This is a genomic window from Teredinibacter purpureus (assembly GCF_014217335.1).
GTDB classification, from domain to species: Bacteria; Pseudomonadota; Gammaproteobacteria; order Pseudomonadales; family Cellvibrionaceae; genus Teredinibacter; species Teredinibacter purpureus.
Map to the genome: position 1 here is coordinate 4,153,787 of NZ_CP060092.1, position 13,609 is coordinate 4,167,395.

At 46.1% G+C, this 13,609-nt stretch carries 13 protein-coding genes, 3 tRNA genes and 1 pseudogene; 6 read left to right on the forward strand and 11 right to left on the reverse strand.

Translation table 11 applies throughout. The annotated features are described in order from the left end of the window. Window positions 1–15: 15 nt before the first annotated feature. From H5647_RS18525 to H5647_RS18540, 4 genes and pseudogenes are all read right to left on the reverse strand, one after another. Window positions 16–183, reverse strand: a pseudogene (locus H5647_RS18525) (transposase); the annotation flags it as partial. A 464-nt stretch (window positions 184–647) separates the two neighbouring features. Then, the gene (locus H5647_RS18530; RefSeq protein ID WP_045860541.1) at window positions 648–2,057 is read right to left on the reverse strand and encodes a DUF6880 family protein; all 1,410 of its coding nucleotides are present in this window, start codon (window positions 2,055–2,057) and stop codon (window positions 648–650) included. Between the two features lie 416 nt (window positions 2,058–2,473). Further along, window positions 2,474–2,977, reverse strand: coding sequence for an RNA methyltransferase (locus H5647_RS18535; protein WP_045860542.1), 504 nt, complete (start codon window positions 2,975–2,977; stop codon window positions 2,474–2,476). Between the two features lie 350 nt (window positions 2,978–3,327). Next, a tRNA-Ser gene (locus H5647_RS18540) sits at window positions 3,328–3,415 on the reverse strand. 273 nt (window positions 3,416–3,688) lie between these two features. On the opposite strand from H5647_RS18540, the gene H5647_RS22245 reads away from it, so the two are divergent. The 3 genes from H5647_RS22245 (at window position 3,689) to H5647_RS18550 (ending at window position 6,580) form a co-directional block, all read left to right on the forward strand. Next, window positions 3,689–4,234, forward strand: coding sequence for a hypothetical protein (locus H5647_RS22245; RefSeq protein ID WP_236074966.1), 546 nt, complete (start codon window positions 3,689–3,691; stop codon window positions 4,232–4,234). Between the two features lies 1 nt (window position 4,235). Further along, window positions 4,236–4,955 (forward strand): hypothetical protein, encoded by a 720-nt coding sequence (locus H5647_RS22250; protein WP_236074967.1) that lies wholly within the window; start codon window positions 4,236–4,238, stop codon window positions 4,953–4,955. Between the two features lie 233 nt (window positions 4,956–5,188). Further along, window positions 5,189–6,580, forward strand: coding sequence for an adenylate/guanylate cyclase domain-containing protein (locus H5647_RS18550; RefSeq protein WP_045861534.1), 1,392 nt, complete (start codon window positions 5,189–5,191; stop codon window positions 6,578–6,580). 2 nt (window positions 6,581–6,582) lie between these two features. Here H5647_RS18550 and queF read toward each other — a convergent pair whose 3' ends face one another. The 3 genes from queF to H5647_RS18565 all read right to left on the reverse strand — a co-directional run bounded on the left by queF (window position 6,583) and on the right by H5647_RS18565 (window position 9,301). Next, a complete protein-coding gene (queF, locus tag H5647_RS18555; RefSeq protein ID WP_045860543.1) occupies window positions 6,583–7,410 on the reverse strand; it encodes an NADPH-dependent 7-cyano-7-deazaguanine reductase QueF in 828 nt (275 codons plus the stop codon). 128 nt (window positions 7,411–7,538) lie between these two features. Then, window positions 7,539–8,312, reverse strand: coding sequence for an ABC transporter permease (locus H5647_RS18560; protein ID WP_045860544.1), 774 nt, complete (start codon window positions 8,310–8,312; stop codon window positions 7,539–7,541). Next, window positions 8,309–9,301, reverse strand: coding sequence for an ABC transporter ATP-binding protein (locus tag H5647_RS18565; protein ID WP_045860545.1), 993 nt, complete (start codon window positions 9,299–9,301; stop codon window positions 8,309–8,311). The genes H5647_RS18560 and H5647_RS18565 overlap by 4 nt, the downstream gene beginning before the upstream one ends. Before the next feature lie 17 nt (window positions 9,302–9,318). Between H5647_RS18565 and H5647_RS18570 the strand changes: the two genes are divergently transcribed. Beyond that, on the forward strand, window positions 9,319–9,756 hold the full coding sequence (locus H5647_RS18570) for a PA2817 family protein (protein ID WP_052692189.1): 438 nt from the start codon (window positions 9,319–9,321) through the stop codon (window positions 9,754–9,756). A gap of 135 nt (window positions 9,757–9,891) precedes the next feature. On the opposite strand, the gene H5647_RS18575 is transcribed toward H5647_RS18570, so the two are convergent. Both H5647_RS18575 and H5647_RS18580 read right to left on the reverse strand, forming a co-directional pair. Further along, window positions 9,892–9,967: transfer RNA gene (locus tag H5647_RS18575), tRNA-Gly, on the reverse strand. A gap of 1 nt (window position 9,968) precedes the next feature. Further along, window positions 9,969–10,044 (reverse strand) — tRNA-Glu (locus H5647_RS18580). Between the two features lie 329 nt (window positions 10,045–10,373). On the opposite strand from H5647_RS18580, the gene H5647_RS18585 reads away from it, so the two are divergent. Continuing rightward, window positions 10,374–11,165 (forward strand): hypothetical protein, encoded by a 792-nt coding sequence (locus H5647_RS18585; RefSeq protein WP_045861536.1) that lies wholly within the window; start codon window positions 10,374–10,376, stop codon window positions 11,163–11,165. 27 nt (window positions 11,166–11,192) lie between these two features. On the opposite strand, the gene H5647_RS18590 is transcribed toward H5647_RS18585, so the two are convergent. Next, window positions 11,193–11,867: a DNA-3-methyladenine glycosylase I gene (locus H5647_RS18590; RefSeq protein ID WP_045860546.1), complete on the reverse strand. Its 675-nt coding sequence runs from the start codon at window positions 11,865–11,867 to the stop codon at window positions 11,193–11,195. Between the two features lie 70 nt (window positions 11,868–11,937). Continuing rightward, complete coding sequence (gene msrB, locus H5647_RS18595) at window positions 11,938–12,333, reverse strand: peptide-methionine (R)-S-oxide reductase MsrB (protein WP_045860547.1); 396 nt, start codon at window positions 12,331–12,333, stop codon at window positions 11,938–11,940. A gap of 58 nt (window positions 12,334–12,391) precedes the next feature. Here msrB and H5647_RS18600 point away from each other — a divergent pair, with 58 nt between their 5' ends. Continuing rightward, on the forward strand, window positions 12,392–13,606 hold the full coding sequence (locus H5647_RS18600; protein WP_045860548.1) for a pyridoxal phosphate-dependent aminotransferase: 1,215 nt from the start codon (window positions 12,392–12,394) through the stop codon (window positions 13,604–13,606). Window positions 13,607–13,609 lie beyond the last annotated feature (3 nt).

Sequence of the window (13,609 nt, forward strand, 5' to 3'; positions counted from 1 at the left end):
TTTATGCTCTTCGAGTCAATGTCTGAACTTGAGCATTGTCGTTTCGTCAGGAATGGGGCCGCTGAGTTTTAAACCGGCAAATTGTCGCATTGACTCTATTTCATAAAGTGCATCGTCCATCACTTGGTCACTCAAACTGTAAAATAATTGCATGCAGTAAACACGAAGTATAACGCTAAGCGGATAAGGTTTTTGGCATTTCCTTCTTTTGCGTAATGTCGCCGTACTTTATTTTACAATTGCTTCCACGGAATCAACGCATCCATTTTCTCGAGAAATATCGGACGGCGAGCTTTCCGTTTCTTGACGTTATATTAGGCTTCGGAGAATGGTAGCTAATCCATAATTAACTCGAGCATGATAATTTTGTGTATTATGCCAAATTCCGGGTCTTAATCGGAGACTCCCTAGCTGCTTGGCTATGTTTCATTCCATTCGTTAGCCCGTACTCTACCTTACGCCAAGAGCACACAGCACATAATTTTAGGGGCTGTACGTACGCGCGCCCTCTAAGCTCCCGTCTAAGCTCCCGTCTAAGCTCTAAAAGTAAATGTCCCACTTATAGGAATGTAGCGCAACAGCCCTCTCCTACTGTGCTTTTTTGTCGTTTTTTAGAATAAGGCGACTGTACCTAAAGCCCTTTAACACTACTCCTTGTTGGGGTAATTGGCCTCGATCCAAAAAGAACGCTTACGCCAGTGCTGCGTTTGCAGCTTTTGTATAAAGCTTTGTGCATTGTCTAAGGTTTTATACGTGGCTATTTTTTTATCCAGCTTTAATAGTTGGTGAAAATAACGTGCGCCGTGATGGTAGGCTTTGGTGTAACCCCGATTGAGCACATCGTTTAACAAGCAGCGGTAACACACCACACAGGCGAGTGTTTTTCCTGCTGAATCGAACTGTTTTAGCCAAGCCAATAGCTTACCGTAGTGAAGGGTTTCAAGCTCGCTTGTGCGCGTGAGTATTAGCGCTTCGGCCTGTTTTAGATTGTCCACAACCAGCAACATGGCGATGACGTCGGGAAGATTTTTGGCGCCTTCGCTGAATTGAGTAACACGTTGGCGAATGTGCTTTTGCTCTGTTTGGGTTGCAAGGTGCCAGTAAGGCGCTAAGGTCGTCTCACTGGGCTCGGCTGCAAAATCATCTCTCAAAAAAACTTTTAGTGCTTTTTTGTCGCCCTTAATTTCAAGTAGTTTGTTGCGCAGGCGCCGATAACGTGGCGGATCACATTCCCATTGCGGTTGAGCCAACCAATATTCGGCGCGTGTAAAATCACCAATAGATAAAATAAACGTAACAATTTCTTCTATTTCCAATATATTTGGGTTAGGGCTAGTGATTAACGTGGCTTTTTCAAACAGCTCTATATCACCCAAAGCTTCTGCAACCGAGCCAAGACCAATACACGCGTGAGCGGCTTCGTGATTGTAGATATTGGTATTATTGCTATTTTTTAGCGCTTTTCGCGCCTCGTTTTCGAACCGCCATGCTAGCTGTCGTAGCTCTGCTTCGGCCAAAACTTGACGACTGTTGCAAAGAATATTATCGAAACAGCCGTAGTCATTTTGATTAAAGAATGTCAGAATTTTTTCTACCCATTTTTCGCTGTCATTGAGTTCGCTACGCAGCTCTGCGGCGATATCTAACCACTGCTCAACGGCCACCATAAACACACCGCCGATATCTCCGTTGGAGTCATCTGAGCGCTCGAATACAGATTCACTAAGCCACAAAAATTCCTCTGTAGCTTGTAGGGCTTGCTTAAGGTTTTGTTTGCGCAATACGGTGTCGATGTCGACTAAAAGTCTGTCTAGGTGATCAGAAAATTGGCCGCTACGGTTGCAGTCAATAAATGTTCGCTCTTTTTTAATGCGTTTTAACTGACTTTTTACGGTGTTATTAAGAGCGCTACTTGAGGTTTGTGTCTCAGAATTTTGGGTAACCGATATTTTTCGGTCTATCATCGCGTCTATTTCATCATCAATACCATAGAGGTCGCCAATGAGGTCCACTAACGCGGCTTTTTTTAATTTATTTAATTGTTTATCCATACTCATTTGCGCGTCTCGTGTTTATTTGCGGGTAACGCTGTTTGCCTTTAAGGCCGATAGCCGTAGCAATACGATAGGTTGATGAGTGTTTCCCTGAGGTTTTTGGCATACGACGCTATTGGTGACAAAACATATGCCGCCACTAGCCTTATGTCAAATGGGGAATACCTTTCCAGGGTAATGGTTTTCTTATACCAGGTACACATGCTGACGGGGCACGAGAGTGCCCATGCCAATAGCGGCTTAGGTGGCTGATGCGGATGCCTTTGGGTGGAGGTTTGCAAGACGGTCGCTGACCAACGAGTGGCCACCGGCGGAAGCATAACGTTAGAACCGTCAGGTAACCCTAATGCACGATCTACGCTGATAACCGAACGACTGCTTGAGGCGCTTGATGAAGATGACCAACGCCGTAAGAGGTATCATTCCGCTCTAACTTTATCTGATTTTTTCTTAATTTTTAACACGTTTTGATGGTGAGAGAAGTTGTCTCCCTTGGCGAGGCGGTCGTACAGCACTACATTTACGGTGGCGGCTAAATTCATACAACCTTTAGTTGGAATGTAAACAATGTCCTCGCAAAAATCGGTAATTTCTTTCTTTAGGGTGCCGTCTTCAGGGCCAAAGATATAAAAAGCTCTGGCTGGATGTTTGTAGGTCGTCAGTGACTTCGCGCCTTCGATCAGCTCAACGGCTACCGGGACACAGCCTAACGGAACAGAGTCTTCTAGTTCTTGAACGCCAATGAGAGGCAGCGTTTCATAGATTTTTTGGGTATCGGTGTAAAACGGTTTAGCGCAGTCGTAACGCTTGCCGGTATAAAGAACGGAGCTAACGCCATAGCAGCCAGCGGCGCGCATTACGGAGCCAACGTTCTCAGGAGATTTAGGATTGAACAGGCCAATACAGGCATAACTATTTTTCATAGGGATTAACGATTGATACCGGTTTATTGCTGATAAATTAGGATAATTCGCTAGGGGCTTGGCCTTACAGTCTTAAAAACACACTTTTTCTTAGCCTATGCCGGCCGCTTGAATGACGCCAATATGACGCTGCAATTCTAATCAAGCCCCCATATCAGTACACTTTTGGGTGCCAACAGTTAACGTTTGGCTAGGCTATAAATTGTAACTATGGCTCTATTTTTTACAGGTAAAAAAAAGGCTGCCTTAAGGCAGCCTTTTTTTTAGGTCAGGTATTTAGTCCAAAACAGCCCTACATTAGCCCTGTTTCACTACCTTCTGCCTAAAACCACATGTTAAGTGGCATTGTATGGCGGTGAGGGAGGGAGTCGAACCCTCGAAGACTTGCGCCTTACACACTTTCCAGGCGTGCTCCTTCGGCCACTCGGACACCTCACCATTACGATTTCTCGAAAGCTATAGCCCTCGGAAGGCGGCACACTCTACACAAACAAGGCGAGAAAGGCAAACCCCCAAAAGTGCAGTGGCCTAGCAGTGGTCTATAGACTGTATGAAGAATGAGCGGCTGGTGCTTTATCAGCTATTAGAGGCTAAACGGTAGAGCTATATACCTTTTTTTCGATTTTGATGCATTTGTGACCCATACTGGAATGGTGATCTCCACAAGGCTCCAGCAGCAGGCCATAAACTCGCTAACAAAGGAATTCGTAAATGCCCGCTTCGAGCATCTACCTCATAGCCACCGTAGAAGTTGCTGCGGTATTGCTGCTGCTGTGTGCATTCCTTCTATTTCAAAACCACTCGCTCAAAAAGATTCTTAAGAAGCTGCAAAATCGTATGGAGCAGCTCGTTATAGATCTACGTGCAGCTAGAGCCTCTAGCACCGAACCACCACAAAGTGCCGAAAAGAATGATTCCAGCTCCTATAAACAACAACTCAACAAACAGATTGAGCTGACCCGGGAGCACCACGCCACCCTCGGCCCTGCGCACGATATCGCATTAGATATTGACCCCGAAACCCCCTTGCCGCGTCGAGTTGCCGCGATGCGTTATGCGCTGCTACAGGCAGAAAAAGAGGCTACGGCGAACCGACCTAACGACTTAGCCGATTGGCTTGCCCTACAAAACCGCTACGAAAGCCTATTTGCATTTCAAGCCGAATACACGCCCGAACAGGACAATACCAGTACGTCTCTTGAAGAGATGGAATCGCTAGCCCAAGAGCTAACCGCGGCAAAAAAAACGCATCAATAATTTGGAGCGTTTCAAGGCCCTCTATTTCGACTTAGAAGAAAAGTGGGAAGCCTGTAAAGATCAAGCTCAAACGCACATCCATGAGATTACACAATTAACGGCAGACACCCAAAATGCAAACGCTATCGAGAACGCCTTAAACGCTTATCAAGCGACCTATGGCGATCTTGGCGAGCTGATAGAAGGTGGAATTGAAGGCGCCGCAATTGTCAGCCCTTCACAGCTTTCAAATGACAGTAGCCACGAGGTTCGACACTTACGAGCCGTTGCCGCGGATCAGCACAAGATTATCACCGAGTTACAGAAGAAACTGCTGTCTTCCACTACGGCAGAAGCCAAAGAAGAGGTTGTTAACGAGCTTCAAGACCAACTGCAAAAGCAAATCCGTTTTGTTCAAGAATCCGAAACCTGTATACAACTGCTGGAAGATGAACTCACCACCGCCCACAAAGAGCTCGAGCAACTCCAATCGCGCGCGAATACCCTCCCCCAAATCAAGTCAAAACTCAAAGAGCTACGCGATCAGAACGATGATTACGAGCTACAGCTCAGCAACCTACAAGCTGAAAACCGTCGCTTAAAAAACGCGGCTAAAAGTAGCAACAATGCACCCCCTGCGGACACCGGCGATAGCCGAGAACTCAAGCGTGAACTCACCGAATTAGAGGCTCGATACGCTGAGCTAGAGGAAAAGTTCCTAGATTTGAAATTAAGCCAATAACCCCTCTTCCTCAAACTACCCATTTGTCAAGCTCGATACCTCCCTTCCTGCTATTGTTGCGAACCCACTCGACCGCTAGAATACGGCGCTACCCAAAGGCTTGTGAATAACACATTAAAAAGAGATTTTGACGCCATTGCGATAGCTTTCGTGAAATGGGCATTTCTAACGTGTCTTCAACCTTTACAATTCAGCGTTTTGTAAACGACCCACCACCATCATTAGGATATTCAATGGCCGGCCCTACTTACCAGGTCTCCGAAAAACTCGCAGCAGAATTCTCTCTTCGCCAGAATGATATTCGGACACTTATATGCTTTGCTGCAGCCGGCACCCTTATGGTGACGTGGAGCTGGCCTAACATCCCTCAAATTGACGGCCTCTTTACACTCGGCATCCTTATCTATACGGCCGGCACCTATTTGTTACTGCGCAAACGCGTCTATGACAACAATCGAGGCAAACTTTTTCATAATGTTATGACGCTAGATGCGGCCGTAATTGGTTTTGTTCTAGGGCTATCCAACTTTAGTATTTTACCGTCAATACTGTTTATCACCATGATTCAATTTAACGGGCTAATTAACGGTGGAGCAAAAAAATGGGTGGTCGATAACATCGCATTTATCGCAGGCGTGTGTAGTACTTTTTTAGTGAGAGAGCCAAACTGGACGCTATCGAATAACATGGCCGTCAGTATTGTGAGCTTAATCGGCATTTTTACCTATTTTTGTGCCTACGCCCTATTTGTCCATACTCGTTTTCGCAAGCTCGATCTCCATACAAAGCAACTGGTTAACGAGCAAACACTTTATAAATTGCGCACGTATAAGTTAGCACGCTACCTAACACCAACTGTTTGGCGTGCTATTAACGAAGGCCGCGAACAAGCACTTGCCTCAGAACGCAAACGAGTAACGGTATTCTTTTCCGATATTCGAGGTTTTAGCTCACTCACAGAAGAGCTAGAAGCCGAAACCCTTACCGACCTGCTGAACACTTATCTTACCGAAATGGTCACCATAGCCACCAAACACCGAGGCACTATTGATAAATTTATGGGTGATGCCATTATGGTTATTTTTGGTGATACACAAAGCGAAGGCTTAAAAAAGGATTGTATTCGCTGCCTGGCTATGGCTATCGCCATGCGCAAAAAAATGAAGGAACTTCAAACACGCTGGTACAACCAAGGGATTAAAAAACCACTACAAATTCGTATGGGCATCAATACGGGCTATTGTACGGTTGGATCATTTGGCACAACACAATACATGGACTACACCGTACTAGGCACGCACGTGAACCTTGCAAGCCGATTAGAGTCGGCGGCAGACGCCGGTGAAATACTGATTTCCCACGAAACGTGGTCCTTGGTGAAAGATGTGATTATGTGTCAAGACAAGGGCGAAATATCAGCAAAAGGCTTTAGTCACCCAATAAAGGTTTATCAGGTGGTTGACTTTCGAAAAGTTCTTGGCAGGCACCAAAGTTATTTCGAAGAAAATGCCGAAGGTTTTTCCATGCATATGGATTTAGAGAAAATCAAAAACTACGATAAAAATAAAGTTGTCGATGCCCTAGAAATTGCAGCGGAGCGTCTTCGCGATAAAATTATTAAATAACCTTATTGTCGGGCGATTCTAATATCGAGCCACCGCTCTAACTGCGCAGCATCAACATTCGCCGAAGCGCGTGCAGGGTTGATATCCAAACCTCCTCTGCGCGTATATCGAGCGTATACCATCAGTTCGTCAAAACACCCTACCGCCATTAAATCACAGTATATTTTTTCCACGCAATTTTCATGAAAATCCTGATGCTGACGAAAAGATACGACATAACGAAGAAAGCTTTCGGGCGAGATTTTATACCCGGAATAGCGAATACTGATTGTGGCCCAATCCGGTTGCCCCGTGACAGGGCAATTGCTTTTCAATAAATGGCTGTATAACGCCTGTTCCAAAACCCGCACCGGCTCACATTCGATTAACTGTCGATTAGGCTGGTACACGTCAATGTCGACATCCAGATCGTCAACACACAATCCCTGCGATACAGTGCCCTCCTTACGATATTCATCAATCGCAAAAAGCGTCACCTCTACGGCGCCGCCACAAGCGGCACTTAGCTCTTTTATCAAAGCCTCGACAACAGCACCTTTGTTATCAAAAGCGGTTTGGTTAAACGAATTCAAATAATATTTAAATGATTTTGACTCGATAATGGCCGCGCTATCACAAGGAAAACGAAACTCACCAATGGCTACGCACGGTTTTCCTTTGCTCGTCAGCCACGAAAGCTCATAAGCCGTCCATATATCGACACCTACAAATGGCAATGTCTCTTCCAGCAGCAACGCCGAACGCGAAAGCTGCCGAGGAATAGCTTCCAGCAACGCTGGATTATAGTGAGAAGAATAAGGCGCTTCTTCGCCTAGTTTTACCGATACCACGCCGCTAACCCTCTACATTTACTATCAAAAAGAAAACTGAAACACGAACACTGAATACAGCGCAAGCCGATGATTACATCTAAGCCAAGAAACTACTTAAGCATAGAACGGCTTATTAGCTAAGCAATTTAGTTACGCAATCTTTTCCCGTACTCCAACAAATACAGGCAGTACGCTAACAAAACCAGCAAAAATGCGATGATACCCAAAAAAGCACCCGTGATACTAACATCCGATACACCTAAAATTCCGTAGCGAAAAGCATTCACCATATACAAAATGGGGTTCAGTTTAGAAACGCCTTGCCAGAATTCGGGCAACAAACTCATTGAATAAAATACGCCGCCCAAATAGGTCATGGGTGTTAGCACAAACGTAGGAATGACCGAAATATCATCGAAAGAGTTGGCAAAAATGGCATTAATCATACCAGCGATTGAAAATAATATTGCCGTTAAAAAGATAACGGAAATCGTGATGGGAAGGCTATGAATCGATAAATCAGTAAAGAAAAGAGACACTACCGTAACAATGGCGCCTACCGCCAAGCCTCTTAGCGCTCCACCCGACACATACCCCGCCAGTATTATATAGTTGGGAGTGGGGCTTACCTGAAGCTCTTCGATACTTTTGGTAAATTTCGCTGAATAAAACGATGACACCACATTCGAATACGAATTGTTAATAACCGCCATCATGATAAGGCCCGGTACGACGAACGACATGTAGTCAAACCCGCCCATAGGGCCAATGCGGGAACCAATAAGGTTACCAAAGATAACGAAATACAATGCCATTGTAATCACCGGCGGGATAAGTGTTTGCACCCATATCCGAGTGAAACGCCGAATTTCTTTTGTCACAATGGTTTGATAGGCAATTAATTGTTGTGACGCTTTCATTCTGCTCTTACCCCTTTTTTGTTGCCGTCGCTAGACGCCACAAGCTCCACGAACAACTCTTCTAGCCTATTCACCTTATTCCGCAAACTAATCACATCCACCCCCTTAGCGGATAATTGTGTAAACATTTCATTCAAGGAGCGTCCACTTTCTACGGCCGCTTCTAACGTTGTTTCATCTGTTTGCGTTAGGTTGTAACCCTCTACCACAGGGGCTTGCGATAGCGGGTTTTTAATGTCCAATACAAACGTTTCTTTATTCAGCTGTTTTAACAACGTTTTTACGCTCGTATTTTCAATAATTTCACCTTGATTAATAATCGCTATATTACGACACAAGCTTTCAGCTTCTTCCAAATAGTGTGTCGTTAATATAATGGTTGTTCCCGCTTCGTTTATTTCCTGCAAGAACTCCCACATGCTGCGGCGCAACTCTATATCAACGCCCGCCGTAGGCTCATCTAAAATAAGCAACTGCGGTTCATGCACAAGCGCACGCGCTATCATCAGGCGCCGTTTCATTCCACCACTAAGCGCTTTGGCCGCCTGCTGTCGTTTATCCCACAAGCCTAACCGTTTTAAATAACGCTGCGCGCGCTCAGCCGCAATGGAGCGAGGCAACCCATAGTAACCGGCCTGATTCATGACAATATCTTCAACTTTTTCGAACATATTAAAATTGAATTCTTGAGGCACTAAACCGAGGTGCTGTTTTGCACCCGAAAAGTCTTTATCAATATCGTGACCAAAAATAGACACGTGGCCCGAGGTTTTTCTAATCAGAGAACAGAGCACCCCAATAGTGGTAGACTTGCCCGCGCCGTTGGGGCCCAATAAGGCGAAAAAATCGCCTCGTTCCACGCGTAGATCTATACCTTTAAGAGCTTCAAAAGACTCGCCATAGGTTTTTTTCAATCCGTGAATATCTAACGCCAAAACGTCCGCTCGTACCGCTGACGTTGTGTGATTGTATGTATTCGCTTCAGACATTATTAGGTAATAACTCCATGAGTGATGTATTAGGTGCAGAGTATCGTGATTTCCATCAGCAACTCGTTATCGAGCTACAGGCTAAAATCAAAACTCTGCCCCCCTTCAATTCTACTGAAACCGGCATTATAGACCCAGATAACGCATTATTTGTGACCCGCCTCAATGCACTAGCCTCAGACCTGAACGCACAAGAGGATGGTGTTCCTCTCGGCCAGTGGCTCGTCAGCAACGTTATCATGCGCTACCCCCATATTACGCCCGAAATACCGCGAGACCTATTCTGGTTTTTCGGTGGAGACTGCATGCACTTTCTAGGCGAGGAGGAAATCGAAAAATTTCAACAACTGGAGGAAGCCTTCCACGACAACACTGCCACTTCCGACAACCCTCACACTTACGCTTCCTTGCGAACCGCTCTATTCGGCGTTAGAAAGCTGTTTAAAGCCCCCTAGCAAGCACCCCAAGGCCGTCTATGCTGCGGCTATTGGGGTACAGTAATATTCTCGGCAAAAAAAAAGCGCAACCCGAAGGCTGCGCTTTTTTTAAATGCCAATACTCAAGAGTATTGTGGCCGAACTTCCGAAAATTGGAGCGGGAAACGAGACTCGAACTCGCGACCCCAACCTTGGCAAGGTTGTGCTCTACCAACTGAGCTATTCCCGCGTGGCGTCCCCAAGGGGATTCGAACCCCTGTTACCGCCGTGAAAGGGCGGTGTCCTAGGCCTCTAGACGATGGGGACACATTGATCATCACTGATCTGACGTGCTCGTCATTTCGGAAGAGCGCGCATTCTATTGAGAGAGCCCGAACCTGTCAACACTTTTAATGACGATATTTCAAAAACATTTCACTTAACCCTCTAGGCTGCTCGTTGTATCACCAGAATGAACATTAAGCGAATACTTAGTTTGAATATCACCCATTCAACGATACACCCACTCAGGAAAAAGCATTCGAAAACAATAGCTTGCACAAAAAACAACCGCTAAGGCTATTTGCAATCCCCTCATTGTGCAACTAGCCTTTAAAGAGGCTTCTTCCCCAATAACCGGTAGCGCAAATACACTTATGTCAACCGTTAGTGTCATCGCCACAATCATTGTGCTGCTCTCAGTGCTCGTCTGCTACGCGTTTGTCGCGCAAACGGTAAAGCAGAAGCGCGAACAGCGTAATAGGCTGCTAGCGGCGTTAAAATCACGCTCTCGTAGCTTTAAGTTCATCCTTAACGGCTTTCCCGAGGGCTTTCTACCACGAGAACTCACTCTACTGGTGCAGCGTAGTCTCATAGAGTTATGCGAACAGCTTACTCGGCTTGAGCCAAAAGACACCACCCATATGCAAGATTTACAATCGATTTCGGCTCTGCTTGCCGAGACGCAACGTCACACGAAACCCGCCTCACCCGTAACGCTCGAAAGCCCGCAGCAAATCAAAGAGGTTAAAATATGCCTCGAAGAGCTACACCGCTTTGTTCTACAACTTGAGAACAAAAATGGCTTAAGCCGCAATCAAGCCGATACCTATCGTAACCAAATCAAACAGCTAGCCCTACAGCTGACCGTTGATGGCTATGCCCTTCAAGGTCGCCTTGCTCAGCAGGGCGGTAAAATAAAGCTTGCCGCTCACTATTACGATTTAGCGGTTAAATTACTGATACGCGAAGGCAAGGCGGGCAAAATAGAAGACCGTGTCGCCAAACTCAAAGCTATTCACACCGCGCTAATAGAGCAGCTCGCCAAAGAAAATGAAAAAGAAGCTGCCGGCGAGGACGAGCAAATCGAACAAGAAGAAATTGCCGACGAATGGGATAAGTTCGGGGAAGACAATTCCGAATGGAAGAAAAAGAACATTTACGACTAAATTTTACGCCGCATTAAACGCTCCACACTAAAGGGCTGCAGTGGTCATTGAGATAATTCGACTGATTGCTGCAAAACTACGCTTACTTTGCTGTTGCCACTCCAGAAAGGCCGCCTCGACTAACCGGAGGTCTTTCTGGGAGGTTGGCACTTTATCCACCACCCCTTGAGCAACCAAAACTGCCACTACATCGCGTGTCAGCAAAAAGGTATCTTTGCCTACCATTCGCAAAAAATAGGGCCCTGACATCCCCCCCAGTTGTGCCCCTTGTTTTTTAAGGTACAACCATAAGCCCACAATATCGTCGGCGGGCCAATCGGCCAACCATTGACCAAAACTGCCATATTCATCGGCAAGGTTTCGCACAAAAAGCCCGTTTCGTCGCACGGACTTAATTTTTCCCAGGTGCCGTATTATGGCTTTATTGGTCATCAACCCTTCAATATCCTCATCACTTAACATTGCACACGAAAAAGGGTCAAAACCTCGAAATGCCGTTTCAAAGGCCGGCCATTTGCGGTCAACCATCTCGTGCTTTAATCCTGCACGAAAAATTCTAAGTGACATACGGGATAAGTAATAAGCATTCGGCTGCGCGCACAAGTCCGCGTGCGTCTGGATATGAGGCAAGTATTCAGCCACTCGGTGTTCGCCGCCCTTATGCAAAATAGCGGTTTGATATAGCTGATCAAATTCAATCATTACTGCCCCCAAAACAAGCGTTGATACCGTATTGCATTACTAAACTCCAGCGCAGCTGCGCCCTAGAGGATTAGGCCTCAATAAATAGAACAGATGCTGAATTCACGCAATAACGTAAACCCGTAGGCTGAGGACCATCAGTAAAAACATGGCCCAGATGGCAACCGCACGAATTACAGGTAACTTCTGTGCGCACCATTCCATGTGAACGATCCATGACTTCCTGAATACCAGAGCGCTCGAGCGGCTGAAAAAAACTGGGCCACCCGCACCCAGAATCAAATTTAGCGGCGGAATTAAACAACGGTTCACCGCAACATTTACACTGGTAAAGCCCCTCTGTAGTGGTATCCCAATACTCACCAGAAAATGCCGGCTCCGTGCCCTTTTGCCTACAAATACGGTATTCCTCTGGCGTGAGCTTTCCACGCCACAAATCATCGTCATTTTTCTTTTGTTCTGACATAATCGCTCCTTAAGTTTAATTCGCACACTTGGGCATAAAAGTGAGATCACATCCTAAAATGCAACCGCTAAAAAAATCCACCAAACTCGAAGGCGTATGTTACGACATACGTGGGCCAGTTCTCGACCATGCTGTTCGGTTGGAAGAGGAAGGGCACAAGATCGTCAAGCTGAATATAGGCAACCCTGCACCTTTTGGCTTTGACGCACCCGACGAAATTATTGCCGATGTTATTCGCAATATTCGCAACGCCCAAGGCTATACCGAATCTCGTGGTTTATTCTCTGCACGCAAAGCCGTGATGCAGGAGTGTCAGCGACTACAAATCCCTAACGTCGATATAAGCGATATTTTTCTCGGTAATGGTGTTAGCGAACTTATCGTAATGGCCAACCAAGCACTCCTGAATGATGGCGATGAAGTACTTATACCATCACCAGACTACCCCCTATGGACCGCCGCAGTGCGCCTCGCCGGCGGCAAGGCCGTACATTATACCTGCGACGAGCAAGCCGACTGGTTTCCAGACATTAACGATATCCGCAGTAAAATCACCAAACGAACGCGGGCTATTGTCGTTATCAACCCCAATAACCCTACTGGGGCCGTCTACAGCCGCGAATTGCTAGAACAAATTATTGCGTTAGCACGCGAGCACGACCTTGTTATTTTTGCCGATGAAATTTACAGCAAAATAATTTACGACGATGCGCAGTTTACGCCTATAGGGCGCTTGGCTCACGATGTGGTCTGTGTGTCATTTAATGGCCTCTCCAAGTCTTACAGGCTTGCAGGCTTTCGTTCTGGCTGGCTGGTATTAAGTGGCGCCAAACACCGCGCACAAGCGTTTATGAAAGGTATCGAGATGCTCGCATCTATGCGCCTTTGCGCCAATGCGCCCGCTATGTACGCGGTTCAAACAGCGCTAGGCGGCTACCAAAGTATTAACGAATTAATACTACCTGGAGGCCGCTTGCGAGAGCAACGTGATATCGCCATAGCCGAGCTGGCTAAAATTCCCGGCATAAGCTGTGTTGTGCCCAAAGGGGCTATTTACCTCTTTCCCAAAATAGACCGCGAAGTTTACGCCTATAAAGATGATCAGCAACTTATCCTCGATTTTTTAGTAAAAGAAAAAATTCTACTCGTTCAAGGGTCGGCGTTTAACTGGCCAAATGGTAGTCACTTCCGTATTGTATTTCTCCCTCAACCAGAAGACTTGAAAAAAGCAATACAACGGTTTGGCAATTTTCTTGAGTCATATAAACGATAGGCG

Bases quoted from the DNA above. Each gene is read 5' to 3' on its own strand.
- H5647_RS22245 (WP_236074966.1), top strand. From the start codon at position 3,689: ATGCCCGCTTCGAGCATCTACCTCATAGCCACCGTAGAAGTTGCTGCG.
- msrB (WP_045860547.1), bottom strand. From the start codon at position 12,333: ATGTCAGAACAAAAGAAAAATGACGATGATTTGTGGCGTGGAAAGCTC.
- H5647_RS18535 (WP_045860542.1), bottom strand. From the start codon at position 2,977: ATGAAAAATAGTTATGCCTGTATTGGCCTGTTCAATCCTAAATCTCCT.
- H5647_RS18600 (WP_045860548.1), top strand. From the start codon at position 12,392: ATGCAACCGCTAAAAAAATCCACCAAACTCGAAGGCGTATGTTACGAC.
- H5647_RS18550 (WP_045861534.1), top strand. From the start codon at position 5,189: ATGGCCGGCCCTACTTACCAGGTCTCCGAAAAACTCGCAGCAGAATTC.
- H5647_RS18570 (WP_052692189.1), top strand. From the start codon at position 9,319: ATGAGTGATGTATTAGGTGCAGAGTATCGTGATTTCCATCAGCAACTC.
- H5647_RS18565 (WP_045860545.1), bottom strand. From the start codon at position 9,301: ATGTCTGAAGCGAATACATACAATCACACAACGTCAGCGGTACGAGCG.
- H5647_RS18530 (WP_045860541.1), bottom strand. From the start codon at position 2,057: ATGAGTATGGATAAACAATTAAATAAATTAAAAAAAGCCGCGTTAGTG.
- H5647_RS18560 (WP_045860544.1), bottom strand. From the start codon at position 8,312: ATGAAAGCGTCACAACAATTAATTGCCTATCAAACCATTGTGACAAAA.
- H5647_RS18590 (WP_045860546.1), bottom strand. From the start codon at position 11,867: ATGATTGAATTTGATCAGCTATATCAAACCGCTATTTTGCATAAGGGC.
- H5647_RS18585 (WP_045861536.1), top strand. From the start codon at position 10,374: ATGTCAACCGTTAGTGTCATCGCCACAATCATTGTGCTGCTCTCAGTG.